The sequence below is a fragment of the Bacillus silvicola genome, assembly GCF_050524305.1.
In the GTDB taxonomy this organism is placed as follows: domain Bacteria; phylum Bacillota; class Bacilli; order Bacillales; family Bacillaceae_G; genus Bacillus_A; species Bacillus_A cereus_AT.
Window position 1 is genome coordinate 988,985 of sequence record NZ_JBNGVC010000012.1, and the last position, 23,354, is coordinate 1,012,338.

Sequence of the window (23,354 nt, forward strand, 5' to 3'; positions counted from 1 at the left end):
AAAATAAAGTTCTATTATAGAACATACAAAAAAACCGTCCACATATATGCTGAGGGCGGTTTTCCATTATTATGCTAGGGCTTCTATTGTATGAAATGATTGTCCTCTCGTGCTAATAACACCAAAAACCGGTAAATCACTGAGCACCACTTCTTCTTGCTGTTTCATAAAAGATGACGTTAATTGTTTTATCTCTATCCAAACGTCATTAATACAAAGTACATTGGAATCGTTCTCTTGTCGGCGGGAAAAAATAGAATCTATTTTATATAGACCAGCATTTTGAAAAAGCATATCAACACGACTGTATGCCTCCATAGTAAAACTGATAACACGTTGCCAATCTCCTTGTTTTCCCATATCATAGGATACAAAAAGCGCCTCTCCGCCTAGATTCATAATTTCTTCCACTGTTGCTTGTCCACTTTCTTGATCAATGTCCGTCACAATTACTTTTGCGCCTTGTTTAGCCAACAAAAGAGCTGTATTACGTCCAATACCGATGCCACCGCCAGTTACGATAGCAACTTTTCCTGCAAGCTTCATTTTCATTACCCCTTCTATATGTCTTACCGTCATTCAGTATACTCCTTTATTAGATTAGTCCGCAAGCAGGAAAAGTTAACCTCATAACTTGTAAGCGATTACTTTTTTGTTTCTTTTTTCTTACTATTATATTGATCAAAGGTTAAACCGATAAAAATAAGAATCCCCCAAAATATTAAGCTACCTCCGGTCATTCCAAATCCCCCTTTGTTATATAACAATATTATTTATATTCATTATATCATTAACTTAATTTTCAATCTATTCAAACAGAAAATAGGATGTTTGAATTAGCCACCGCTTCTTTAAACATCTTCAATAACATGGCGAGTACTATATAGGAGATATCCAGCCTATATAAATTACATTTATCAAATTTCTAAAAAAAAATAAGACTTTTTATATGCAAACAATAAAAAGTCTTATTCCACTATTATAACGTATAATCTGAATGTTTCTTATACTAGACTCATCACTTTCGTTTTTGCAATTAAATCATGGAAACCACAATTATCTTTGCGGAATAACATCATATATACGTTACATATTAATGGAATTCCAAGTAACAATATGCTTGGTAATAACAATACAAAAAATCGTATTATTAATGTTTGTAACGTTAGTTTTTCACTTGTTAATGAAATTATTTTTGTTCTTGTTACCTTTTTACCTACTGTAGAACCGTTCCAAATAAAGGGTAACAAAATAAAATATATAGCCATTAGTATAAAAGCTACCGTAAGGTCATATCTATAGTCACCAAAACTTATATTAAAACGATTGAAAATAGCACTATAGTTTCCGGTGATAACAGCTACTATCGCACCGTACATAACCGAGATTAAAAACATGTCAATAAGGGAAGCACCTATGCGATTCATTACAAGCGCTGGACGATGCATCTTTAACTTCATTCTATGTCGACTCCTTCATATCCTTCTTTACCCGTTTCATCGTACCACTTCTAAAAAACATTGTAAACTAGCGTTTCTCTTACTTTTCTTGTACAATGTGTTACAACAGCACTATAAAGGAGGTTCCCATATTGAAAAGATGGATAATCCTATTTGCCGCACTCTTATTAACAGGTTGTACAGGCAATACAAACCATTTAACCTATACAATTAACGACGAATATGAACTCATACATACTTCTGGAGATGCATTTGAACTTTTCCCATCGCAAGATGCTGTATATGCTACACAATACATTCCTGCAAAAATCACAGAAATTGCTTGGGACGATAAATACATTATCACAAAACAAATTGAGGAAAAATCAGATCCAAATAATCCTGATGCAGCAATTACAAATAAAAAAAGTGAACATTATTGGATTATCGATGTAAAGCATAATAAACGATTCGGTCCTTATAATGAAAAACAATTTAACGAACAAAAAGATGCATTTAAAATTACAGTACCTTTTCAAAGTGTAGATTCATATGTGAAAGAGCTAAAAAAACAGTCAGCATAATTTTTATGCTGACTGTTTTTGTTTAAATACACACCTTACTTGGAAAGTGAGATATTGAAAGTTTGTGGCTCTTTAACAGCTTCATGAGTATCTCCTACCGCTAAATCATCTGTTGTAAACTTAATATCCTTTACCTTCTCTTTTCCATCATCAAGTATTAAACCGATAATTCCGGCTCGTGTCTCACCAGGCTTATAATCTTCCCTTGATACACTCTTTGTCCCCACCAGTGTGTCTTCTTCATATAAAAAGTTTTGAGTCGCTACATTAAAATGTTGTTTATCATTAATAATAACATCATTCATAGAGAAGAATTGCATGTTCTTATCTCCACTATTTTCTACCTTATATGTAATTTCAACATACCGAATCGTATCGCTAATCTCTGTTCCACTTAACGATGCATATAATTCAGCATCTTCTTGACTCACTTTATCTCCCAATCTACGCTTTACTTCTTCAGGAGTTAATGCCGTATACACTTTCAATGTATTTTTTGCATCTTTGCTCATTTGTGATAATGAGATAACTTTAACGTCTTGTACATGAATTTTCATTGGGGCTACTTCAAATGTTTGATTCACAGAATGAATCTGTTCTAATTCAAATGTCCCCCATCCTTTTTCTTTCACTTTTTGTCCTACTTTTTTAAGCTCACGCCCACCATACTCTTTTGTTTCTGGAATAGATTCTTTCTTTTTAGGTTCTGCCTTCTTTTCTTCTTGATGGAAGCAACCACTTAACATAAGAAGAAAACTACATAAAACAAAAATACTTTTCCATGCTTTCATCATTTAATTTCTCCTAACACTATCATTCATTAATATAAAGTGAAACTTTAATCAGTGGGGGTTTTGTCCATCCCCCACTGATTATTAGTTGAACCAATCCGGCTTTTACGGGCAGTTAATCTCCCGCCTAACTTCTGCGCTCCAACCGAATTTTGAGGTGGGAGTCTTACTGCCCACAAATAGCGGGGTAAATTAGTCCCTTGCTTTGTAAACTATAGAAACAATGAGAAGTCCACAAAACGAACTTGTCAGTCCAGATACTATTATACCCCCTATTTGGAAAATATGAAAATAGGGATCTATGAACGCATGAACGATAAATATAATGGCTGCCAAACCAATAGATAAAGACCAGTATTTCCTTTTTTCCGAAGTTAAACTAGTATCTCTATCCATTCTTCTATATTTCCATAGTACATATATTAGTAATAGTAGACCAAAACATGTACTCCCATGCTGTAAAAACTTATAAATCGGTATACTATATACTTCTTGCTGTAACAGCGGCATTTTCATAACAAAATAGCCAGTCTTATGAGTAAAAGCATCCCAAACGACATGCGTCGCCATACCGAATAAAGCAGAATAGCAAAATACAAAAAAATCTTTCCAAGTATAAAGCCCCCACTTCTCATCTACTACATATTTATAGTAACTAGCAAAAGGCTTAGGTAAATATGTTATAAATGGTCCTTTTAAAATACAATGATATACATATGCTAATAAAAAAATGAGTGGTAAATTCAAATATAAGAAACCAGCCCATGTATGGCCAATAATACCGTATGGCCTAAAATGTAAAAAATATTCAAAATCAGGTGCCATACTACCTAATATAAGAGCCGTTACTGAAATGTAACTAGATTTTTTCTTAGCAAAAGGGAGAACAGCTGCTGGATGCGCAAATGTAAACGGCATGTTTTAACTCCTTTTCATAATTTCAATAGAATACATACTATCATAACGACATGAATAATCTCCATGCAATATTTATTTTCACATTGGAATATGATAGTTTAAATGATATAATCCACATGAAATATTCAGAAAATAAAGAGGGGTTCATATGTCGTTAACATTTGTCTTTCTCCTTATTATTCCAATACCTTTAATAAGTGCATACATAGGATTTTTTCGATGGAAGCATTTAAAAATTATAAAGTATATACCGTAGTTGGCTTTATTAACAAGCTGTCTTACACTTGTATTCACTGCTTTTTCAGAATCAAAATCCGTTATGAATTGAGGTTTATATATTGATTGACGTACCCTTTTTAAAAAATGTCACATTAAAAAAAGAAAATATCCCTAGTTTTTCTGCCTATCCTTACTGTCTACCCGCTATCCGATCATTACAATCACTAGCTTTCCACCCAAATGTAACCTTCATTACTGGAGAAAACGGGACAGGTAAATCAACATTACTCGAAGCAATTGCAGTTGCTTTAGGTTTTAATGCAGAAGGTGGAACAAAAAATTTCCGCTTTAGCACAAATGATTCACATTCGTCTTTACATGAATATCTTCGAATTTCCAAAAGTTTCAATACACCAAACGACGGTTTCTTTCTTCGCGCTGAATCATTTTATAACGTTGCTTCTTATATCGATGAAATAGATGCTATAAAATCTTACGGCGGCGTTTCACTTCACGAACAATCACACGGCGAATCATTCTTCTCATTATTTATGAATCGTTTTTCAGGACAAGGTTTATACATTTTAGATGAGCCTGAGGCAGCTTTATCCCCGATGAGACAACTTTCAATGCTCATTCGAATGCACGAACTAGCTGAACAAGGTTCACAATTTGTTATTGCCACGCATTCCCCTATATTAATGGCTTATCCTGAATCTACTATATACTCTTTAACACAAGAGGGGATTCACGAATCATCTTTAGAAGAAACGGAGCATTACCAAACGACGAAACTTTTCTTTGAAAATCGCGATCGATTATTTCATCATTTATTTAAGTCATAAAAAAGAGGCAGCAATCGCTGCCTCTTTTTTATAATGCTTCTATAAATAAAGCTACTCCAATGCCGCCTCCAACACATAGCGAGGCAATACCTTTCTCTAATCCACGTCTTTTTAATTCATGAATTAAACTTACCGTAATACGAGCTCCTGTACAACCGATTGGATGTCCAAGTCCTACACCACTACCGTTTACATTCACTTTCTCACGGTCTAATCCTAACTCTTTCTCTACAGCTAGGTATTGTGCAGCGAAAGCTTCATTAATTTCAAGTAAATCTGCATCTTCTAATGACCAATCTACTTTTTCTAAGCCTTTGCGAATTGCTGGCGCTGGTCCAATACCCATAATTTTCGGATCTACACCCGCTACTGAATATCCAACAATTCGAGCTAACGGTTGTAGCCCTTTTTCTTTCGCTTTTTCCTCACTCATTAATACTAAAACCGCACTTCCGTCATTAAGACCAGATGCATTTCCTGCCGTTACCGATCCATCTTTACGGAAAGCTGGTTTTAATCCTGCTAATTTTTCCGCTGTAATATCTGCACGTGGATGTTCATCTTTCGAAAATACAACTTCTTTTCTACGTTCTTTTATCGTAATAGGAACAATTTGATCGTCAAAGTATCCAGACTCGATTGCTTGCAGTGCCAATGTATGACTGCGAAGCGCAACTTCATCTTGTTCCTCTCTTGTAATTTCATATTGTTCAACTAAATTTTCCGCTGTTTCACCCATCATAATATGATGAATCGGATCTTCTAGCACTTCCCACACCGTGTCACGAATTTCTCCGTGCTGTAGACGTTGTCCCCAGCGGTGCTGTTTCAATGCATAAGGGCTCGAACTCATCGCTTCTACTCCACCTGCAATAACAACATCACTCACACCTAATTGAATTTGCATTGCAGCTGACATAATTGCTTGCATACCTGAAGAACATTGGCGTTGGATTGTATACCCCGTAACTGTGTCAGGAAATCCTGCCGCTAATGCAGCCGTTCTCGCCGTATTTGCTTCATCAGTTCTTTGAATACAATGACCTAAAATTACTTCATCAACTTCATGTGGTTCTACCCCGCCTCGTTTTACAGCTTCCTGAAGTACAGGAACAGCTAATTCTACTGGCGTTACATTTTTTAGCGCTCCCCCAAAAGTTCCAATTGGTGAACGAACTGCAGCTGTAATAACAACATTATGCATTTTGTACTTGCCCCTCTCTTATGTACCCTAGTCAGTTTTTAGGTGAAATTCCATAAGATGTATATCTACAACTATCATACTATAAACATACTAAAAAATCAAAATATTTAATATAATAAAAATAGAAGGAATTAACCTTCTATTCTGTTAATGCGTATAGGAATTTTTGTAAAATCTTCTCCGTTGTTTTATTCAAATTCGGTAACTTATCTACCGGAAAATATTGAAGCTGTAATCCTTCATGATCAAGCTTAACTTCCCCACTCACATGATGACCCTGATACAGATGAATGACATTAAAAATTTCATCTCCATTTGGATATTGGAAGTACACTTCTTTTCCCGAAAGAACCCCAAGAAATTGCATTATTTTTGCACTTAGCCCCGTCTCCTCGAATAATTCTCTACGAGCAGTTTCTTCTGTCGTTTCTCCCAATTCCATTGCCCCGCCAGGCACACCCCAATCATATGTATCTGAACGATATTGAAGCAATACTTCTTGATTATCATTTAATATAATAATTGCTGACCCTACTAAAATAAGTGGTCTCGTACCAACTACTTTGCGTAACTCTTCAATATACCCCAATATGTAAACTCTCCTTTCCTCACCCTTCCTTATCATAACAAAATTCTCTACCTTATGTTGATGTAATTTTCAACAAAAAAGGAAGCTTTCGCTTCCTTTCTTCACCGTTATCCTGCTATTTGCGGGCGGTAAGCCCCCTACCTCAAAATTCAGCGAAAATAAAGAAGTTAGGTGGGGAATAAACTACCCGCAAAAGCCCCATTAGTGAGGGCTGATAATCAGCGGGGGATGAAGAACCACCCCACTGATTAAAGTTTCACTTTATTTCTTAAAGCTTTCGTACTTTACAGCTTCAAAAGCTTCTTCAATTTCCTCATTGCGATAATGGACGTATGTAAAACGCCCTAATTCTACTAATCTCGCTATTTCTTGTAGCGCTTTATGTTGATCATATGTTTCTTCAATTGTAATATGTACATAAAATTTCATTAATGGATGTTCATATAAAGGTTCTCCCACCTCTACAAATACATCTTCAACCCCTTGTACGACTCTTACATAACTCGCAAATTGATAAAGAGCTTCTCTGTCTGAAACGATTTTTAATGTATACATATATTCTCCCCCTTTCCTTTACTATATCAAAAAGATGACCACACTACGTTATAGAACTATGAAATTTTTTCGACTTGTAGTCTATATTTTCATGTAATAAACAAGGCGTTTATCCATACATAGCATCTTTTCCCCACATATATTATAGGAAGAATTTTTTCATTTGAGGTGTCCCTTATGGATCCATACGTCAATATATGTATTTGCATTACTCCAGGCGCTAATATTTCTGACGACCGCATCGCAAAAGATTTAGCAGTTGCAGAATCAATTTGGCATCCCATTACATTTCAAATTCAAGAAGTAATTGTGTTAAATGAGCTTTTCCGTTTTTCTGACCGTGAGATTAGTTATAAAAGTTCCATTCAAAGTCAGGAAAAATTAGCATCCTTTTTCCAAACGTGTGTAAATGAAGCTCCCGAATGTGATCTTTATATTTGTTATATTGGCAGTGATTATTTCAAAGAAACAGCAGTAATTGCCTGCGCCTACTCTTTAGCAAAACAACAACAACTTACTGGTTACATCGTTTTAACAAACTCAGCTGCTCCAATGAAAAATATATACACCCTCGCTCACGAAATTGGTCATATTTTATTTACAAGACGGATTCACGGAAAACTTACTCATGCAGATCCTCATTCCCCAACTGGCTCGGAGCACCATCCTTCCCCATCAAACCTTATGTATCCTATAGTTCCCCGCCCAGAAAACGTCCATATTCATTCCTTATTAACGAACGAACAAAAGGAACTCTCCTTACAAAGTTCTTTATTACAAAGAAAAAAACAGTAACTGTCGTGTTACTGTTTAAAACAACTTATTCCAATCAACAAACCAAATCCCGGCTGCAAAGGATACACTATACATCTAAGCGTAATCTCTCTTAAAATCAAAATATAGTATTTCTTTGGAAATAATTTTTTGCATATCCAGAGCAGCCACTTTTTTGAACTACTCGTTTACACTTTTTCTCTCTTCAATTTTTAAAGACCATCTCATTAATCCATATATACTTCCATACATAAGTAATATCTTTGCAATGCCCCAAAGTACATTTCTTTCTTCTAAGTCTTTAAATATAAACATAATCGCTAAAGGAACAATTAGCACCAGAACACCCATCCAACCAAGAACATACACTTCTCCAATGAAAAGTAATAAAAAGATACTTGCTGCTAATATATATGTTTGTATTGTCGACAATTGCAAAATAGGTGTACCGTACCATTTATCAATAAACATCAATAATACTAATAATAAGATGGGAACCATTACTATTACGTAAATAATCCCGAACTCTACAAACTTATTTTTAAAAGAAGACATTCTAAATGCAACAATTGTTCCAATAATCGTAATGATTAAGACGATAGGATATCCAATTAACTGCATATTCGTTAGTGTAAATTGCTGATTCGGATTATTAAATAAGATATGAGTTAATATCCAATACCCACCAATACCAATTATCATCGCAAGAATACTCTTTATACTCCCGCTTTTATCCTTCTCCATCTCTTTCGCCAATTCTTCCGCATACTCTTTTGGCGAATCACCAAATATATCGCTCACCGTCTTTCCCTTTTTCTCACCTTCTATTAAATGAAGTTCTGCATCTTCTAAAAAAGCGTCCACATCTTCTTCTTTAATTCCCTTCGTTATTAAATACACTTTCGTATCAATTAAAAACTTTTCTCCTTCTTTAGAAACCTTCATTATAACCCCTCCCTTATTAAACAGCTTCCCTTCTATTCATCTTCATCATAATTTCAAGGAAAATTAAAATAAACAAACTTCCATATAAACATATAATTTGAAATAACATTGGCACGAGGTCTTCCGATGTAAATGTTTTAAACACTAACATAATAGAAAGAGGAATAATTAAATATAAGTTTTTAAACCATCCATCAAAATATATATTTATCGCTACTGTGATGACAAATATACCTCCAGCTAATATATAACTTTGCACCCCAGTGAATGTAAACATTTTGGTAGGATATATCACATCTAATATCGTTACAGCCCCTATTAGAAACATTGGTACAATCATGACTAAAGACCACATAGCAAACCATGTTTTTGTAAAACTTGTTACGAAGGTCATTTTACGAAGTAAAAAATTAGGACCCATAACAACTAAAATCAATGAAAAACTATACCCAACGCACTGAATAAGTGACATCTGTAATAATCCGTTATTCACTATTAGGATAGAAGCAATAATCCAAAACGAAACGATATTCATTACTGTAAAACCAATTTGCTTCCACGTTTCCTGTCTATCTCTTTCCATCACTTTTACAAGTTCATTTGCATATTCTTTCGGTGAGCTTCCGAAAATTTCTTCTACACTTTTCCCATCAGTCTCACCTTCTATTAAATGAAGTTCTGCGTCTTCGATAAAGCTTTCAATATCGCTTTCTTTCACACTCTTTGCTGTCAAAAATAATCTCATATCCAATAAAAAATTTCGTGCTTCACTTGATAGCATTATTTTCTTCTTCCCTTCCCTTCAAGTAGACGTTCTACACTACTCTGCATCGCTTCCCAGCGCCCCATAAATTCATCTAGTTCATCTGCTCCCTTTTCTGTTAACGTGTAATACTTCCGTTTAGGGCCAGATGGAGATTCCTTCATTATACTCGTTATTAATCCTTCCTTTTGCATTCGTATTAATAACGGATAAATACTTCCCTCACTTGCCATTGTAAAGCCATACTTCGCTAGCCTTTCACTCATTTCATAACCGTATATTTCACCTTCAGAAATAATAGCAAGTAAGCACCCTTCTAAAATCCCTTTCAGCATTTGACTTGTCGACATAACTCAAATCCTCCCACTATCTTGTTTTACAAGATAGATAAGCGTAAGTATCTTGCTTTACAAAATAGTATAGCAAAGACTATTTTGCAAAACAAGATAGCTAACAATATTTTTCCAAATCTTTGCAGGATTTTTATTATCCACTCTCTAAATAGAGCAATATGAGAACTTTATTACGAAGGGATGTTTTTCATCATGGTTACAAATCAGGTTGTCTTTTTAACAGGTGCTGCAAGTGGGATTGGTTATGAAATGGGAAACGCTTTTGCAAAAGAAGGTGCAAAAGTTGTCATTACCGATCGTCTTGAAGAGCGGGCGAAAGAAGCAGCTAAACAATTACAAAAAGAAGGCTATCAAGCTATCGGTTTAAAATGTGACGTTACATCCGAAGAAGAGATTGCAGCAGCAATTTCACAAACAGTTACTCACTTCGGTTCATTAGATATATTAATTAACAACGCAGGAATGCAACATGTTTCACCGATTGAAGATTTTCCAACTGAAAAGTTCGAGCTGCTAATCAAAATTATGCAAATCGCTCCTTTCATCGCAATTAAGCATACCTTTCCGATTATGAAAAAACAAAAGTATGGTCGGATTATTAATGTCGCTTCCATTAATGGCCTTGTCGGATTTGCTGGAAAAGCTGCTTATAATAGTGCGAAACATGGTGTAATTGGATTAACAAAAGTGGCTGCTTTAGAGGGAGCAACTCATGGAATTACTGTAAATGCCCTTTGTCCTGGATATGTTGATACCCCTCTTGTACGAAATCAACTACAAGACTTAGCAACTACGCGAAATGTACCACTTGAAAATGTTTTAGAAGATGTTATTTATCCTCTCGTACCACAAAAGCGCTTGTTGCAAGTACAAGAAATTGCGGATTATGCTATGTTTTTGGCGAGTGAAAAAGCGAAAGGTATAACTGGTCAAGCTGTCGTTATCGATGGTGGTTATACTGCTCAATAAAGTGAAACTTTAATCAGTGGGGGTTTTACTGCCCGTTAATGTGGAATAAAAAATAAAGTTTGCTCACGAAGAGCAAACTTTATTTTTTATCCCGAGGATCTTTTTACTTTAGTAATTGTTTAGGGAGTTTCTCAATTGCAACAATTACCCCCTCTAATTTACTTTCAATACGATGGAGTAAATATAATGTTACAACAATTGGAAAGCCTACATTACCTACCATCCTGATCCACTCTTCCATCTTTCTCTCCTCCTTTCATTATATAAATAAGAGAAAAGAAGACATTTAGGCATAAAAAAACAAGCTATTATGTATTAGCTTGTTTTTTTAAATAATGATGCAATTTCCTGTTTATAATCTCCTCGTATAATACCTTTCTCGGTAATAATACCTGTAATTAATTCATTCGGTGTTACGTCAAATGCAGGGTTATAAACATCAGTTCCAATTGGTGCCACTTGTTTCCCAAAAATTTTCGTAACTTCTGTTTCATCTCTTTCTTCAATAATAATTTCAGCACCTGTTTGTTTCGTAATATCAAATGTCGATAGCGGAGCTGCAACGTAGAACGGGATATCGAAATACTTTGCTAATATAGCTAAATTCATTGTTCCAATTTTATTTGCTGTATCTCCATTTGCTACAATTCGGTCCGCTCCTACTATAATCGCATTTATTTCTTTCTTTTGAATAGCATGCGCTGCCGTATTATCTGTAATAAGTGTTACATCAATATTTGCCTGTTTTAATTCCCAGGTTGTTAAACGCCCACCTTGTAAAACCGGTCTCGTTTCACACGCATATGCATGTAAACTTACACCTTTTTCTTTCCCAATATAAAACGGTGCTAATGCAGTACCATATCTAGCAGTTGCAATACTTCCAGCGTTACAAATTGTTAAAATGTTATCACCGTCTTTAAAACATATTAATGCATGTTCTCCAATACTCCGGCATACCGCTTCATCTTCTTGCTGAATGAGAAGCGCTTCTTCTTCTAATTTTTTTTGCGCTTCTTTTATTGTAATAGTTTCTCGAATCGATTCTCTCATACGATCGATTGCCCAAAATAAATTGACTGCTGTCGGGCGTGACGTACCTAAATAATTACAATCTCTATTAAACTTCTTTTGAAATTCTTCAATATGTACAGTGTTATATTTTTTGGATGCAAGCGCCAAACCAAATGCAGCTACAATTCCAATTGCAGGCGCTCCTCGTACTTCTAGCATGACAATACTTTTCCATACCTCTTCAATCGTCGTTAATGTTTTGTATTCTGTGCTATGCGGCAACTTTGTTTGATTTAATACTGCAATAGCATCCCCTTTCCAACTGACAGACCTCGGAATAGTAACAATTGTACTCATACTTTTACCCCTCCAGAAACTGTCTGTTGGAATAGTGTTCGGAACAGTTGAATATCAGCGTTCTTGGATTCATATTTTATTAGTTCTTTGCCTAAGGATAACGCTTGCTTCTTAGCTTGAATTCTTTTTTCTTTATTTGCTATTTCATCTAAATCTGCTACATGAGCTAAGCCGATTGTTCTACGAATAAGTTCACATCCAGCAAATCCGACAGCATCAGTAAAGATATTTTGCAAAATAATTGGTAACCATTGTTTTTCTTTCGTATATGCTTCTACACCTTCTCCAATCCATAACCTCGTAAAAGCTTCTACAAAATAACTCCATGTCTTCTCTATATGGAAAAATAGTACATTTCTCTGCTCTTCTTCTCTTGATAAAGCATTTAATAATAAATTTGCAATAAATTGACCGATGTCAAATCCAAAGGGACCGTACGTTGCAAACTCTGGATCAATTACTTTCGTTTCAGAAGGTGATGAAAATATACTACCAGTATGTAAATCTCCGTGTATGAGAGCCTCTTTTCTCGTCAAAAACTTATACTTATACTGTGCTACTTTTAATTTTAAAGTTTTATCACTCCACAGCTCATCAACCGCTAGTTGTAACTCTGGTTCATAATCATTCGTATCATAATGACTAAACGGATCTGTAAACACTAAATCTTCTGTAATTTTGCTAAGGTCTGGGTTTACAAATGTACCCTCTAGTATCCTCTTCTCTTCTGACTGTAAACCGAAATCTGAAGTATAAAATAAAACATGTGCTAGAAAGCGACCAATGTGCTGGGATAAAAGAGGATACTCTTCTCCATCTATTAATCCTTTTCTTGTAATCGTTAGTCTTGATAAATCTTCTATTACTGTCACTGCCAACTCCTCATCATGACTGTATACTTTTGGAACGTATTCCGGTACATACTTCGCGAAAATTTGTAATGCCTTACTTTCAATCGTCGCTCTTTTTATAGACAATGGCCAGCTCTCACCAACTACTTTTGCATATGGAAGTGCTTGCTTTAATATAATCGTCTTTTCTCCATCCTCTAATTTGAACACGTAATTTAAATTTCCATCTCCAATTTCATGACAAACTACATTTGCTTTCTTTTCAAAGTAACCGTGTTCTTTCGCATATTGTATAGCTGTCGTTTCAGTTAATGAATAATATCCCATCGTCTTCTCCCCCTTTTTATTCAGAGGTTTTTCTAAAATAGAAAAACCCCTTTCCACAAAGAAAGAGGTTTGAAGTTTATCTTCTCCCCTCTTATCTGCCAGAAAGTTTTACTTTCTGCTGGAATTAGCACCGTGCCTTTTGGCGTAAATAAACGCCCCATTTCACAATGGTATTACGGTCGGTTGCTGGGCTTCATCGGGCCAAATCCCTCCACCTGCTCTTGATAAGAGTTGTATAATTTTTTGAATTTTTAACTTTATGTTGAAGACTATACCAAGAATAAAAATCACTTGTCAACATTTTATTTGTATAATTCTGGACGACGATCTGCAAAAACTGGAATTCCTTTGCGTACTTCTTTAATTTTCTCAAAATGAAGCTCTCCAAATAAAATTGATTCTTCTTCATTCGCTTCTACAACAACTTCCCCCCAAGGATCGATAATTAAAGAATGACCCGCAAACTCATTATTCGGATCCTTTCCTGCCCTATTACATGCAACAACATAACATTGATTTTCAACTGCTCTTGCTTGCAATAGCAAACGCCAATGTGCTAAACGAACTAATGGCCATTCTGCTACAACAAATAAAACTTTTGCACCTTTAGCAGTATGAACACGCATCCACTCCGGAAAACGAATGTCATAACAAATTGTACCAGCGCACTCTATATCATCTAACTTAAATTCGCCTGTACTATTTCCAGCGATTAAATATTTATGTTCATCCATGAGCTGAAATAAATGCACTTTACTATATTCATTGACTAGCTGACCTTTATTAGTTACAACATACATTGTATTTGTAACACCTTGATCTGTTTGCTTCGCTATAGAACCACCGACAATATGTACACCATATTGTTTCGACCACTCTTTCAGCTTTTCTTTCGTTTCTAATCCATCCCTATCTGCAATTTCAGAAAGCCTAGTTAAATCATATCCTGTTGTCCACAGTTCTGGTAAGACAATAACATCGGGTCTTTCTTTCATTGCTTCACTTATTTTATTTTTAGCATTCTCAATATTTTTTTCTACATCTCCAAAGACAATATCCATTTGAATACATGCGACTTTCATTTTGTCAGCCCCATTCTTAATTTTTTTCTTTACAAAATACTGGAAAGATTATATCATTTGTCACTAGAATTGTAACAACTTTCAAAAGAGGTGGAAAGTATGAAATTATTTCAACCTTCTGAGATATATAAGTCCTCTTTAAAAAATCGACATGTCTGCACGTTGAATACGACTGAGGATTGCCTCAGGATTTTTATCAATAGATTCTATAAATTGATAGATTGAATCCATCAAATGATCCATCGTTTCATGATAACAATTTGCTAATACATTTTCTTTCATTACCTTCCATACACGTTCAATCATATTTAAGTTCGGGGAATATGGAGGTAAAAACAGCAAAGTCAGACGGCGGTTATTTTCTCGCAAAAAAGATTTCAATAGCTTAGCATGATGATACCTTGCGTTATCTAACACAAGCACAACGTGCTTATTTTTATATTCTTTTAACACATATGTTAAAAATTGCTGAAACGTTTCAGCATTACAGCACTCTGCTTTTGTACAGAGAAATTTACCAGTGATTGCATCAATCGTACCGAATAAAGACGTTGAAATACGCTTTCCTAACACTGCAATTTTCTTTTGTTTCCCTTTTGCAAACCATGTAGCATGAACGGTTTGACTATCTCTAAAGTGACATTCATCTTGATATAAGAGTACAGTATTTTCATCAATTAAGTTTTTTTTATCATATCTAATTGTTTTTGAAACTGTATTTGTTTTTCTTTATTCGCTTTTTTCAATACATAAGTAGCATTTGTATAGGAAAAATTCATCCGATGTAACATTTTACGGATGCCTTCACGCGACATACAAATAGCAAATTTCTCTTTGATGACGTATTGGATATTGCGTGTATTCCAGAAAGCTTCTTGACCGAATTGCAACTCCGCTGGAGTTGTATTTAAAATGAGTTGCTTCAATTCTCCCTGTTGTTGCTTAGTTAAATACGGCTTTTTACCTGGGATTTGTTTGCGAGTAAGTAATCCTTCTAGTGCATGTTCTTTGAATTTTTTCACATAACGAGCAACGCTTTGACGATGCATACCAAGTATGGCCGCTACGTCCACCATTGTATATCCTTCCATTACCATTCGAACAGCTGTAATACGTCGTTGACGAGAAGTTTGTTTTTCTTTTTTCTCTAATTTTCGTAAATCTGATATTGTTAAAGGTTGTGATTTTTGTATTTTATGTGGCATAGCGTATCTTTCTCCCCTTATGCTTTTTACAAACATTATCGGGTATCCGGAAACGATTTATACATGATGATATTTTATAGTGGACTTATATAGTAACATCATTGCCAACACAATTTTTCGCTTCACTTGTTGCAAAAGTTAACAAAGTCGTTGCAGCAGGTCACGATGTTATTAATCTAGGACAAGGTAATCCAGATCAACCAACACCACAGCATATCGTAAAAGCTTTACAAGACGCTGCTGAAAAGGCCATTCATCATAAATACCCGCCATTTCGTGGACATGAAAGTTTAAAAGAAGCTGTGGCAACATTCTATAAACGTGAATACGGCGTAGAATTAAATCCAAAAACAGAAGTTGCTATTTTGTTTGGCGGAAAGGCTGGATTAGTAGAATTACCAATTTGTTTTACAAACCCTGGCGATACCATTCTCGTTCCAGATCCAGGATATCCAGATTATTTATCGGGAGTTGCTTTAGCAAAAGCACAATTTGAAACAATGCCGCTACTTGCAGAAAATAATTTTTTACCGGATTATACGAAAATTGATGACACTATCGCTGAGCGGGCAAAGTTAATGTTTTTAAATTACCCAAACAATCCTACTGGTGCTACTGCATCAAAAGATTTCTTTGATGAAACTATTCATTTTGCTAATGAACATAATATATTAGTCGTTCATGATTTCGCTTACGGTGCGATTGGATTCGATGGTCAAAAACCTGTTAGTTTCTTGCAAGCAGACGGCGCTAAAGATACAGGTATTGAAATTTACACTTTATCGAAAACTTTCAATATGGCTGGATGGCGTATTGCTTTTGCTGTGGGAAATGCAAGTGTCATTGAAACAATTAACTTATTACAAGATCATATGTATGTTAGTATTTTTGGTGCAGTTCAAGATGCTGCCCGTGAAGCACTATTAAGTTCACAGTCTTGCGTCGTAGACCTTGTAAATAGTTACGAATCTCGCAGAAACGCTCTTATTTCAGCTTGTCACTCAATTGGTTGGGATGTAGACATTCCAACAGGATCATTCTTTGCATGGCTTCCTGTACCAGAAGGTTATACATCTGAGCAATTTTCTGATATTTTACTAGAAAAAGCACACGTTGCAGTTGCCCCTGGTGTTGGATTTGGTGAACATGGCGAAGGGTATGTCCGTGTTGGCCTCTTACATACAGAAGATAGATTGCAAGAAGCCATTAATCGAATTGATAAATTAAATTTTTTCAAAAAGTCATTGACAACATGAAAAATATCTGACAAAATTCAGTTATCTTAAAAATTTAAACATTTCTAAATACTTCTTATCAAGAGCAGGTGGAGGGACGAGCCCGACGAAACCCGGCAACCGATCTACAATTGTAGACACGGTGCTAATTCTCGCAGCATTATGCTGACAGATAAGGAGCTGGTTGTAAAAAAACCTCTCCTTAGCTGAGAGGTTTTTTTATTTAACTAGGAGGTTTTAACAATGAGCGGAATTATAGCGACATATTTAATCCATGATGATTCACATAACTTAGAAAAAAAAGCTGAGCAAATTGCACTCGGTTTAACAATTGGATCTTGGACTCATTTGCCACACTTATTGCAAGAACAATTAAAACAGCATAAAGGCAACGTCATTCATGTTGAGGAATTAGCTGAACAAGAACATACCAATTCGTATTTACGTAAAAAAGTAAAACGCGGGATTATTAAAATTGAATATCCGTTATTAAACTTCAGTCCAGACTTACCAGCAATTTTAACAACTACATTCGGAAAGCTATCACTTGATGGCGAAGTGAAATTAATCGACTTAACTTTTTCAGACGAGCTAAAAAAGCATTTTCCTGGTCCAAAGTTCGGGATAGATGGTATTCGAAACCTACTACAAGTGCATGAGCGTCCTCTTTTAATGAGTATTTTTAAAGGAATGATTGGACGAAATATTGGGTATTTAAAAACGCAATTACGCGATCAAGCAATTGGTGGTGTAGATATTGTAAAAGATGATGAAATTTTATTCGAAAACTCATTAACACCACTTACAAAAAGAATTGAATCTGGGAAAGAAGTTTTACAATCCGTATATGAAACATACGGACATAAAACGTTATATGCCGTAAATTTAACAGGTCGAACTTTCGATTTAAAAGAAAATGCGAAACGCGCAGTGCAAGCCGGGGCTGATATTCTATTATTTAACGTATTTGCTTACGGACTAGATGTACTACAATCACTGGCAGAAGATAATGAAATCACAGTTCCTATTATGGCACACCCTGCTGTAAGTGGTGCTTACTCAGCATCCAAGTTATATGGAGTTTCCTCTCCACTATTACTCGGAAAACTATTACGTTATGCTGGCGCTGACTTTTCATTATTCCCATCTCCATATGGAAGTGTTGCACTAGAAAAAGAGGACGCTCTTGCTATCTCGAAATATTTAACTCAAGACGATCCATTTTTCAAGAAGAGTTTTTCTGTTCCGTCTGCTGGTATTCACCCTGGTTTCGTTCCCTTTATTTTACGAGATTTCGGTAAAGATGTTGTTATTAATGCTGGCGGTGGGATACATGGACATCCGAGTGGGGCGCAGGGCGGCGGTAAAGCTTTCCGTACTGCCATTGATGCTACTTTGCAAAATACACCACTTCATGAAGTAGATGACATAAATTTACATAGTGCACTACAAATATGGGGAAATCCCTCTCATGGGGTGAAATTATGAGTATTCAAGTATTTTGTGATTTCGATGGCACGATTACAAATAATGATAACATTATGTCCATTATGGAAAAATTCGCACCACCAGAAGCCGAAGAAGTAAAGAATAGAATTTTATCACAAGAGCTGTCTATTCAAGAAGGTGTTTCTCAATTATTTCAATTAATACCTACTAGTCTACACGATGATATGATTCAATTTTTAATAGAAACTGCTGAAATCCGTAGTGGTTTTCATGAATTTATACAATTTGTAAATGAAAATAACATTTCTTTTTACGTTATATCAGGTGGAATGGATTTCTTCGTCTATCCACTCTTACAAGGAATCATTCCAAAAGAGCAAATTTACTGTAATGAAACAGACTTTTCAAGTGAATTCATTACAGTTAAGTGGCCTCATCCTTGTGATCATCATTGTCAAAATCATTGCGGATTATGCAAATCATCTTTAATCCGTAAATTAAGTGATACGAATGACTTCCATATTGTGATTGGAGATTCAATTACTGATTTACAAGCTGCAAAACAAGCAGATAAAGTATTTGCCCGCGACTTCCTTATTACAAAGTGTGAAGAAAATCATATTGCTTATATACCGTTTGAAACATTTCATGATGTTCAAACTGAATTAAAACATTTGTTGGAGGTGAAATCATGAAACAACTTTTTCGTCAATGGTATGACTTAAGCGAGATAAAAAAAGAATTAACAACACGAAATTGGTTTCCAGCAACGAGTGGTAATATTTCTATAAAGGTTAGTCATGAGCCACTCACTTTTCTTATTACAGCAAGTGGTAAAGATAAAACAAAAACTACTCCTGATGATTTTCTATTAGTAGATCATCTAGGGGTTCCCGTATTAGAGACTGAATTACGCCCTTCAGCAGAAACAATATTGCATACACATATTTATAACAATACGAATGCCGGGTGTGTACTTCATGTTCATACAACTGATAATAATGTCATCACAAATTTATATAGTGATGCAGTCACCCTTCAAAATCAAGAAATTATTAAAGCTCTCGATATTTGGGAAGAAGGTGCAACAATTAACATTCCTATTATCGAAAACGATGCTCATATCCCAACGCTTGGAGAAAACTTCCGAAAGCATATACAAGGAGATTCGGGAGCAGTATTAATCCGTAACCATGGTATTACCGTATGGGGCCGAGATAGCTTTGATGCAAAGAAAAGATTAGAAGCTTATGAGTTTTTATTCCAATTTCATATAAAACTATTATCAATTCAAGGAGGCGTTTCTAATGGCGCAAATTCGTATTCATGAAGGAAATACTCGTATCGAAAATGAAGTGGAAGTATCTAAATTTCTACAAGAGGAAGGCGTTTTATATGAGAAATGGAACATTTTTAAGCTTCCTACTCATTTAAATAAAAATTATTCGTTAACAGATGAAAACAAGGCTGAAATATTAGCTGTGTTTTCAAAAGAAATTGCTGATGTTTCAGCGCGCCGAGGTTATAAAGCACACGATGTAATTTCACTTTCAAATAGCACACCTAACCTTGACGAATTATTAATTAATTTCCAAAAAGAACACCATCATACCGACGATGAAGTTCGCTTTATTGTCAGCGGTCATGGCATCTTCGCTATTGAAGGAAAAGATGGTCGATTCTTTGACGTTGAACTTGAGCCTGGTGATCTTATATCTGTACCTGAAAATGCAAGACATTATTTTACCTTACAAGATGATCGCCAAGTTGTAGCTATTCGTATTTTTGTTACAACAGAAGGTTGGGTTCCAATTTATTAAGGTAGCTAGTTGAATAAAAGATTGGAACCCCTTTTCCAATCTTTTATTCACTCTACATATATACATCCTCCTATGGAACAGGCTTATTTCATAACATTGAAGTAAGCCTGATTTTTTATTCACTAAAATAATTTGTCCCTTTCGTTTGTTCAAATCAAATACCTCAAATCACACTTCCACTTTATCAAGTACATTTCGGAACACTTTTTGAACATTTATTGAACTTTTTTGATTTTTTTCTGAAAATTCTGTTTTGCGTATGATATACTACAACTAATAATAAGGAAAAGAATATTGCAAGCAGAGGGGGATAATCATGAGTTTACTTATCGCACTTATACTAGGAGTTTCATGTGGAGCTATTCCTGTCATTTTAGGAGCTATTATGGAAGAATTAGAAGTTGGTGTTTTAGGTTTTGTTGCATCTTGTGTAAGCGCTTTATTTTTCGGTTTGTACGGTGCTATTCCTGTTGCTATCCTGTGCGCATTTTATATAGTACGCCATGCTCGCGCGAAACAGTTTGGTCCTAATCACATTGCACAAGTTATTCCATTCCCAATTGAACGATGCCGCCGCGCTTCCAACCTATAAATTATCCAACTTAAATATTATGCCTGCCTAAATAAATAAAAAGTCCTCAAATGAGGACTTTTTATTTATTTTCTTCTAGAAATTGAAACAATTCTTGCAAATGAAGTGCATCTTCATTATAGCTAACGGATACGTGACATGTCCCTTCAATCTCAGCATGCATATAAAGGGCAATTCCATCTCGATCATATTTCAATGCCAAATAAAACTCCATTTCCTCTAACATCTTTTTTGAAGTTCGGATAACATAATGCCCTTTCTCATCTCGTCCATATTCGAAACTTGGCTCAAAATCGTATTTTTGTTTAAAAGCTTCTTTTTGCTTATCATTAATCTGTACACAAGTTGATTGCTGCACAGCATCAATTATCTCGTCAAATTTTTGGAGATCCATCTCATTTACCCCTTTATGTATTTTTTGTATAATACTTGTGTTCCGCTATTCTCTTCTCCATCTGCGATTAGTTCCTCATACAATTCCTTCGCCAAAGTTAAACCAGGTACTGGTAATTGTAATTTGTCAGCTTCATCTAAAGCAATCTTCATATCTTTCATAAAATGCTTCACATAAAAACCAGGTTCAAAATCTCCCTTTAACATTCGAGGAGCTAAATTACTTAATGACCAGCTGCCTGCTGCGCCTGTCGAAATACTCTCTAATACTTTATCTGCATTAAGCCCGGCCTTTTTCGCATATGCCACCGCTTCACATACACCTATCATGTTAGAAGCAATTGCAATTTGATTGCACATTTTCGTATGTTGTCCACTCCCAGCTGGTCCTTGTAACTGAATATTTGTTCCTAGTTTTTCAAATAACGGTAAACATCTATCATATATGTCTTTCTCTCCACCGACCATAATTGCAAGCCTTGCTTCTTTAGCACCAACATCTCCTCCAGATACAGGGGCATCTAACGTAAATACATTCTTTCTTTTACCAACTTCATTTATACGTTTTGCCAATGTTGGTGTAGATGTCGTAAAATCAATGGCTATCGTGCCTTCATTTGCATTCTCTATAATGCCTTCACTTCCAAAGTAGACTTCTTCAACATCATGTGGATATCCAACCATAGTCATTACAACATCTACTTGCTTCACTAACTCTTTCGGTGTATCACACCAATTTGCACCATCTTGTACTAAAAAATCTGTCTTCGCTTTCGTTCTATTATATACATATACTTTATGACCGCCTTGCATTAAATGATGTACCATACTTTTTCCCATTACACCAATACCGATGAAACCTATTGATAAAGTTTTACGTTCCATTTTCTCATCCCCTTTGTTCTAATAAATCATTTACCATCTTTCGGAACTCTTTATTAAAATCATCATCCATACTATTTTTCACATTTGAAAATAAAATAACAAAAGTCCCTTTTTCTTTATTAAAATTATTGAAAGTGTTCCAACCAGATAATACACCATGATTATGAAAATAGTCCGGATATATATAAAAACTAAATGCATACTTCCGTTCTGCTGAAGGTGTAAACATCGCTTGTATACTTTGTTCAGAAAGAAGCTTTCCATTTATAATCGCTTCATCTAATTTCTTCATATCTCCTACTGTCGTATACATCTCACCAGAGCCATATAACCAGTCCATCCCTAATTTTTGCGCTGGTACAAGTTCTTGATCTTTCTTCACATAACCCTTCGTGAAGTTTTTATCTCCAGGCACCATATTTCCCATACCTGATTCATGCATCTCTGCCTTTGTAAATATATTTTCTTTTATATAATCTCCTAAAGGCTTTTTCGTTATGTTTTCTATAATATAAGCAAGTACCATATAATTATAATCCGTATACTTCCAACCTGTTCCTGGTGGAAAATCTAACTTTTGACTTCCAATCCAATTTATTAAATTGATACGTGAAGCTACATTAACCTTTCCTTTCCCATTTTCCGGTAAACCAGATGTATGCGTTAACAAGTGATATAACGTAATGTTTTTATCTGCTGGAAATGAAGGAATGTATTTATTTACATTATCTTGGATATTTAACTTCCCTTGTTCTTGTAGCTGTAAAACAGATGTAGCAACAACTGTTTTCGTAATAGAACCGATACGATATTTTGTTTGAGGCGTATTTTCTATTTTATTTTGAACATCAGCATATCCATATCCTTTATTCAATATAACATGCTCTTTATCTGTCACCAAAACTGTCCCATTAAATTGCTTTCCTACTAAATATTGATCTAACTTTTGAGATATACTAGCATAATCGATTTTTTGTACTTCTTCTATATTATCCTGTACCTCTGACTCAATAGCGGGAGTTACCTTTGTTGTTAATACTACTTGTTCCTTTAGATCGGGACTATAGAGAAAATAGTATACTCCGCCGCAAACTACAGCAGACAATGAAGCCATAATCATTATTTTTTTTTTCATATTGTTCCTCCATAATTACTTCGTGAAGAATGGTCCCCCACATTCTATTATCAGGCAATAA

Annotated in this window: 30 protein-coding genes, 1 pseudogene and 2 riboswitches; of the genes and pseudogenes, 10 read left to right on the plus strand and 21 right to left on the minus strand. The window is 35.1% G+C overall.

What is annotated here, in order from left to right:
* Window positions 1-69: 69 nt before the first annotated feature.
* The 3 genes from ACP6L7_RS16935 to ACP6L7_RS16945 form a co-directional block, all read right to left on the minus strand.
* Complete coding sequence (locus ACP6L7_RS16935; RefSeq protein WP_097830845.1) at window positions 70-579, minus strand: SDR family NAD(P)-dependent oxidoreductase; 510 nt, start codon at window positions 577-579, stop codon at window positions 70-72.
* 65 nt (window positions 580-644) lie between these two features.
* Window positions 645-740: a hypothetical protein gene (locus ACP6L7_RS16940; RefSeq protein WP_000145641.1), complete on the minus strand. Its 96-nt coding sequence runs from the start codon at window positions 738-740 to the stop codon at window positions 645-647.
* A gap of 264 nt (window positions 741-1,004) precedes the next feature.
* Window positions 1,005-1,460, minus strand: coding sequence for an RDD family protein (locus ACP6L7_RS16945; RefSeq protein WP_097830844.1), 456 nt, complete (start codon window positions 1,458-1,460; stop codon window positions 1,005-1,007).
* A gap of 131 nt (window positions 1,461-1,591) precedes the next feature.
* On the opposite strand from ACP6L7_RS16945, the gene ACP6L7_RS16950 reads away from it, so the two are divergent.
* Window positions 1,592-2,023, plus strand: a complete 432-nt coding sequence (locus ACP6L7_RS16950; RefSeq protein WP_002033805.1) for a DUF3997 domain-containing protein — start codon at window positions 1,592-1,594, stop codon at window positions 2,021-2,023.
* A 35-nt stretch (window positions 2,024-2,058) separates the two neighbouring features.
* Here the strand turns inward: ACP6L7_RS16950 and ACP6L7_RS16955 are convergent, their stop codons facing one another.
* Window positions 2,059-2,817 (minus strand): hypothetical protein, encoded by a 759-nt coding sequence (locus ACP6L7_RS16955; RefSeq protein WP_097830843.1) that lies wholly within the window; start codon window positions 2,815-2,817, stop codon window positions 2,059-2,061.
* Window positions 2,818-3,006: 189 nt separating this feature from the next.
* A complete protein-coding gene (locus tag ACP6L7_RS16960; protein ID WP_097830842.1) occupies window positions 3,007-3,732 on the minus strand; it encodes a DUF4184 family protein in 726 nt (241 codons plus the stop codon).
* Window positions 3,733-4,070: 338 nt separating this feature from the next.
* Between ACP6L7_RS16960 and ACP6L7_RS16965 the strand changes: the two genes are divergently transcribed.
* Complete coding sequence (locus ACP6L7_RS16965) at window positions 4,071-4,796, plus strand: AAA family ATPase (protein WP_097830841.1); 726 nt, start codon at window positions 4,071-4,073, stop codon at window positions 4,794-4,796.
* Between the two features lie 28 nt (window positions 4,797-4,824).
* On the opposite strand, the gene ACP6L7_RS16970 is transcribed toward ACP6L7_RS16965, so the two are convergent.
* The 3 genes from ACP6L7_RS16970 to ACP6L7_RS16980 form a co-directional block, all read right to left on the minus strand.
* Entirely contained in the window at window positions 4,825-6,000 is a 1,176-nt protein-coding gene (locus ACP6L7_RS16970; protein ID WP_097830840.1) for an acetyl-CoA C-acetyltransferase, read from the minus strand.
* Between the two features lie 139 nt (window positions 6,001-6,139).
* A complete protein-coding gene (locus ACP6L7_RS16975) occupies window positions 6,140-6,589 on the minus strand; it encodes an NUDIX hydrolase (RefSeq protein ID WP_141533248.1) in 450 nt (149 codons plus the stop codon).
* A 261-nt stretch (window positions 6,590-6,850) separates the two neighbouring features.
* Window positions 6,851-7,144, minus strand: coding sequence for a DUF3928 family protein (locus tag ACP6L7_RS16980; RefSeq protein ID WP_097830838.1), 294 nt, complete (start codon window positions 7,142-7,144; stop codon window positions 6,851-6,853).
* A gap of 177 nt (window positions 7,145-7,321) precedes the next feature.
* Between ACP6L7_RS16980 and ACP6L7_RS16985 the strand changes: the two genes are divergently transcribed.
* The gene (locus tag ACP6L7_RS16985; RefSeq protein ID WP_000371627.1) at window positions 7,322-7,939 is read left to right on the plus strand and encodes an ImmA/IrrE family metallo-endopeptidase; all 618 of its coding nucleotides are present in this window, start codon (window positions 7,322-7,324) and stop codon (window positions 7,937-7,939) included.
* 15 nt (window positions 7,940-7,954) lie between these two features.
* On the opposite strand, the pseudogene ACP6L7_RS16990 reads toward ACP6L7_RS16985, so the two are convergent.
* The 4 genes and pseudogenes from ACP6L7_RS16990 to ACP6L7_RS17005 form a co-directional block, all read right to left on the minus strand.
* A pseudogene (locus tag ACP6L7_RS16990) lies at window positions 7,955-8,091 on the minus strand (DNA-binding protein); the annotation flags it as partial.
* Window positions 8,092-8,098: 7 nt separating this feature from the next.
* Window positions 8,099-8,863: a DUF1129 domain-containing protein gene (locus tag ACP6L7_RS16995; RefSeq protein WP_097830837.1), complete on the minus strand. Its 765-nt coding sequence runs from the start codon at window positions 8,861-8,863 to the stop codon at window positions 8,099-8,101.
* A 16-nt stretch (window positions 8,864-8,879) separates the two neighbouring features.
* Window positions 8,880-9,644, minus strand: coding sequence for a DUF1129 domain-containing protein (locus tag ACP6L7_RS17000; RefSeq protein WP_097830836.1), 765 nt, complete (start codon window positions 9,642-9,644; stop codon window positions 8,880-8,882).
* Window positions 9,644-9,976: a PadR family transcriptional regulator gene (locus tag ACP6L7_RS17005; protein ID WP_097830835.1), complete on the minus strand. Its 333-nt coding sequence runs from the start codon at window positions 9,974-9,976 to the stop codon at window positions 9,644-9,646. The genes ACP6L7_RS17000 and ACP6L7_RS17005 overlap by 1 nt, the downstream gene beginning before the upstream one ends.
* A 195-nt stretch (window positions 9,977-10,171) precedes the next feature.
* On the opposite strand from ACP6L7_RS17005, the gene ACP6L7_RS17010 reads away from it, so the two are divergent.
* Entirely contained in the window at window positions 10,172-10,948 is a 777-nt protein-coding gene (locus ACP6L7_RS17010) for a 3-hydroxybutyrate dehydrogenase (RefSeq protein WP_097830834.1), read from the plus strand.
* 103 nt (window positions 10,949-11,051) lie between these two features.
* On the opposite strand, the gene ACP6L7_RS17015 is transcribed toward ACP6L7_RS17010, so the two are convergent.
* From ACP6L7_RS17015 to ACP6L7_RS17040, 6 genes are all read right to left on the minus strand, one after another.
* Window positions 11,052-11,189, minus strand: coding sequence for a YvrJ family protein (locus ACP6L7_RS17015; RefSeq protein WP_097830833.1), 138 nt, complete (start codon window positions 11,187-11,189; stop codon window positions 11,052-11,054).
* Window positions 11,190-11,263: 74 nt separating this feature from the next.
* Window positions 11,264-12,319, minus strand: a complete 1,056-nt coding sequence (gene mtnA, locus ACP6L7_RS17020) for an S-methyl-5-thioribose-1-phosphate isomerase (protein ID WP_097830832.1) — start codon at window positions 12,317-12,319, stop codon at window positions 11,264-11,266.
* Window positions 12,316-13,497, minus strand: coding sequence for an S-methyl-5-thioribose kinase (mtnK, locus tag ACP6L7_RS17025; protein ID WP_097830831.1), 1,182 nt, complete (start codon window positions 13,495-13,497; stop codon window positions 12,316-12,318). The genes mtnA and mtnK overlap by 4 nt, the downstream gene beginning before the upstream one ends.
* Window positions 13,498-13,585: 88 nt before the next feature.
* A riboswitch (SAM riboswitch) is annotated at window positions 13,586-13,728 on the minus strand.
* Window positions 13,729-13,799: 71 nt separating this feature from the next.
* Window positions 13,800-14,579 (minus strand): carbon-nitrogen family hydrolase, encoded by a 780-nt coding sequence (locus ACP6L7_RS17030; protein ID WP_097830830.1) that lies wholly within the window; start codon window positions 14,577-14,579, stop codon window positions 13,800-13,802.
* 138 nt (window positions 14,580-14,717) lie between these two features.
* On the minus strand, window positions 14,718-15,281 hold the full coding sequence (locus tag ACP6L7_RS17035) for an IS630 family transposase (protein ID WP_137059045.1): 564 nt from the start codon (window positions 15,279-15,281) through the stop codon (window positions 14,718-14,720).
* Entirely contained in the window at window positions 15,257-15,784 is a 528-nt protein-coding gene (locus tag ACP6L7_RS17040; RefSeq protein WP_430529346.1) for a helix-turn-helix domain-containing protein, read from the minus strand. The genes ACP6L7_RS17035 and ACP6L7_RS17040 overlap by 25 nt, the downstream gene beginning before the upstream one ends.
* 89 nt (window positions 15,785-15,873) lie before the next feature.
* Between ACP6L7_RS17040 and ACP6L7_RS17045 the strand changes: the two genes are divergently transcribed.
* The 6 genes from ACP6L7_RS17045 to ACP6L7_RS17070 all read left to right on the plus strand — a co-directional run bounded on the left by ACP6L7_RS17045 (window position 15,874) and on the right by ACP6L7_RS17070 (window position 20,880).
* Window positions 15,874-17,040 (plus strand): pyridoxal phosphate-dependent aminotransferase, encoded by a 1,167-nt coding sequence (locus ACP6L7_RS17045; protein WP_430529420.1) that lies wholly within the window; start codon window positions 15,874-15,876, stop codon window positions 17,038-17,040.
* A 52-nt stretch (window positions 17,041-17,092) separates the two neighbouring features.
* Window positions 17,093-17,198, plus strand: a riboswitch (SAM riboswitch).
* Window positions 17,199-17,262: 64 nt separating this feature from the next.
* Window positions 17,263-18,507, plus strand: coding sequence for a 2,3-diketo-5-methylthiopentyl-1-phosphate enolase (mtnW, locus tag ACP6L7_RS17050; RefSeq protein ID WP_097830828.1), 1,245 nt, complete (start codon window positions 17,263-17,265; stop codon window positions 18,505-18,507).
* Window positions 18,504-19,163: a 2-hydroxy-3-keto-5-methylthiopentenyl-1-phosphate phosphatase gene (mtnX, locus tag ACP6L7_RS17055; RefSeq protein WP_097830827.1), complete on the plus strand. Its 660-nt coding sequence runs from the start codon at window positions 18,504-18,506 to the stop codon at window positions 19,161-19,163. The genes mtnW and mtnX overlap by 4 nt, the downstream gene beginning before the upstream one ends.
* The gene (locus ACP6L7_RS17060; RefSeq protein WP_097830826.1) at window positions 19,160-19,798 is read left to right on the plus strand and encodes a methylthioribulose 1-phosphate dehydratase; all 639 of its coding nucleotides are present in this window, start codon (window positions 19,160-19,162) and stop codon (window positions 19,796-19,798) included. Before mtnX ends, ACP6L7_RS17060 begins: the two co-directional genes overlap by 4 nt.
* Window positions 19,776-20,288, plus strand: coding sequence for a 1,2-dihydroxy-3-keto-5-methylthiopentene dioxygenase (locus ACP6L7_RS17065; RefSeq protein ID WP_097830825.1), 513 nt, complete (start codon window positions 19,776-19,778; stop codon window positions 20,286-20,288). The genes ACP6L7_RS17060 and ACP6L7_RS17065 overlap by 23 nt, the downstream gene beginning before the upstream one ends.
* A gap of 316 nt (window positions 20,289-20,604) precedes the next feature.
* Window positions 20,605-20,880 carry a hypothetical protein gene (locus ACP6L7_RS17070; RefSeq protein ID WP_097830824.1) on the plus strand — a complete coding sequence of 92 codons (276 nt, stop codon included), beginning with the start codon at window positions 20,605-20,607 and terminating at the stop codon, window positions 20,878-20,880.
* A gap of 61 nt (window positions 20,881-20,941) precedes the next feature.
* On the opposite strand, the gene ACP6L7_RS17075 is transcribed toward ACP6L7_RS17070, so the two are convergent.
* Genes ACP6L7_RS17075 through ACP6L7_RS17085 form a run of 3 tightly spaced genes read right to left on the minus strand, consistent with a single transcriptional unit; the run spans window position 20,942 to window position 23,293 of the window.
* Complete coding sequence (locus ACP6L7_RS17075) at window positions 20,942-21,274, minus strand: DUF3909 family protein (protein WP_097830823.1); 333 nt, start codon at window positions 21,272-21,274, stop codon at window positions 20,942-20,944.
* Window positions 21,275-21,279: 5 nt separating this feature from the next.
* Window positions 21,280-22,158, minus strand: a complete 879-nt coding sequence (locus tag ACP6L7_RS17080) for an NAD(P)-dependent oxidoreductase (protein ID WP_097830822.1) — start codon at window positions 22,156-22,158, stop codon at window positions 21,280-21,282.
* A 4-nt stretch (window positions 22,159-22,162) separates the two neighbouring features.
* Window positions 22,163-23,293 (minus strand): serine hydrolase domain-containing protein, encoded by a 1,131-nt coding sequence (locus tag ACP6L7_RS17085; protein ID WP_128853534.1) that lies wholly within the window; start codon window positions 23,291-23,293, stop codon window positions 22,163-22,165.
* Window positions 23,294-23,354 lie beyond the last annotated feature (61 nt).

Coding starts and splice junctions, on each gene's coding strand:
- ACP6L7_RS16935 (WP_097830845.1), bottom strand. CDS start 579: ATGACGGTAAGACATATAGAAGGGGTAATGAAAATGAAGCTTGCAGGA.
- ACP6L7_RS16940 (WP_000145641.1), bottom strand. CDS start 740: ATGACCGGAGGTAGCTTAATATTTTGGGGGATTCTTATTTTTATCGGT.
- ACP6L7_RS16945 (WP_097830844.1), bottom strand. CDS start 1,460: ATGAAGTTAAAGATGCATCGTCCAGCGCTTGTAATGAATCGCATAGGT.
- ACP6L7_RS16955 (WP_097830843.1), bottom strand. CDS start 2,817: ATGATGAAAGCATGGAAAAGTATTTTTGTTTTATGTAGTTTTCTTCTT.
- ACP6L7_RS16960 (WP_097830842.1), bottom strand. CDS start 3,732: ATGCCGTTTACATTTGCGCATCCAGCAGCTGTTCTCCCTTTTGCTAAG.
- ACP6L7_RS16970 (WP_097830840.1), bottom strand. CDS start 6,000: ATGCATAATGTTGTTATTACAGCTGCAGTTCGTTCACCAATTGGAACT.
- ACP6L7_RS16980 (WP_097830838.1), bottom strand. CDS start 7,144: ATGTATACATTAAAAATCGTTTCAGACAGAGAAGCTCTTTATCAATTT.
- ACP6L7_RS16985 (WP_000371627.1), top strand. CDS start 7,322: ATGGATCCATACGTCAATATATGTATTTGCATTACTCCAGGCGCTAAT.
- ACP6L7_RS16995 (WP_097830837.1), bottom strand. CDS start 8,863: ATGAAGGTTTCTAAAGAAGGAGAAAAGTTTTTAATTGATACGAAAGTG.
- ACP6L7_RS17000 (WP_097830836.1), bottom strand. CDS start 9,644: ATGCTATCAAGTGAAGCACGAAATTTTTTATTGGATATGAGATTATTT.
- ACP6L7_RS17005 (WP_097830835.1), bottom strand. CDS start 9,976: ATGTCGACAAGTCAAATGCTGAAAGGGATTTTAGAAGGGTGCTTACTT.
- ACP6L7_RS17010 (WP_097830834.1), top strand. CDS start 10,172: ATGGTTACAAATCAGGTTGTCTTTTTAACAGGTGCTGCAAGTGGGATT.
- ACP6L7_RS17015 (WP_097830833.1), bottom strand. CDS start 11,189: ATGGAAGAGTGGATCAGGATGGTAGGTAATGTAGGCTTTCCAATTGTT.
- mtnA (WP_097830832.1), bottom strand. CDS start 12,319: ATGAGTACAATTGTTACTATTCCGAGGTCTGTCAGTTGGAAAGGGGAT.
- mtnK (WP_097830831.1), bottom strand. CDS start 13,497: ATGGGATATTATTCATTAACTGAAACGACAGCTATACAATATGCGAAA.
- ACP6L7_RS17030 (WP_097830830.1), bottom strand. CDS start 14,579: ATGAAAGTCGCATGTATTCAAATGGATATTGTCTTTGGAGATGTAGAA.
- ACP6L7_RS17040 (WP_430529346.1), bottom strand. CDS start 15,784: ATGCCACATAAAATACAAAAATCACAACCTTTAACAATATCAGATTTA.
- mtnW (WP_097830828.1), top strand. CDS start 17,263: ATGAGCGGAATTATAGCGACATATTTAATCCATGATGATTCACATAAC.
- mtnX (WP_097830827.1), top strand. CDS start 18,504: ATGAGTATTCAAGTATTTTGTGATTTCGATGGCACGATTACAAATAAT.
- ACP6L7_RS17060 (WP_097830826.1), top strand. CDS start 19,160: ATGAAACAACTTTTTCGTCAATGGTATGACTTAAGCGAGATAAAAAAA.
- ACP6L7_RS17065 (WP_097830825.1), top strand. CDS start 19,776: ATGGCGCAAATTCGTATTCATGAAGGAAATACTCGTATCGAAAATGAA.
- ACP6L7_RS17070 (WP_097830824.1), top strand. CDS start 20,605: ATGAGTTTACTTATCGCACTTATACTAGGAGTTTCATGTGGAGCTATT.
- ACP6L7_RS17075 (WP_097830823.1), bottom strand. CDS start 21,274: ATGGATCTCCAAAAATTTGACGAGATAATTGATGCTGTGCAGCAATCA.
- ACP6L7_RS17080 (WP_097830822.1), bottom strand. CDS start 22,158: ATGGAACGTAAAACTTTATCAATAGGTTTCATCGGTATTGGTGTAATG.
- ACP6L7_RS17085 (WP_128853534.1), bottom strand. CDS start 23,293: ATGAAAAAAAAAATAATGATTATGGCTTCATTGTCTGCTGTAGTTTGC.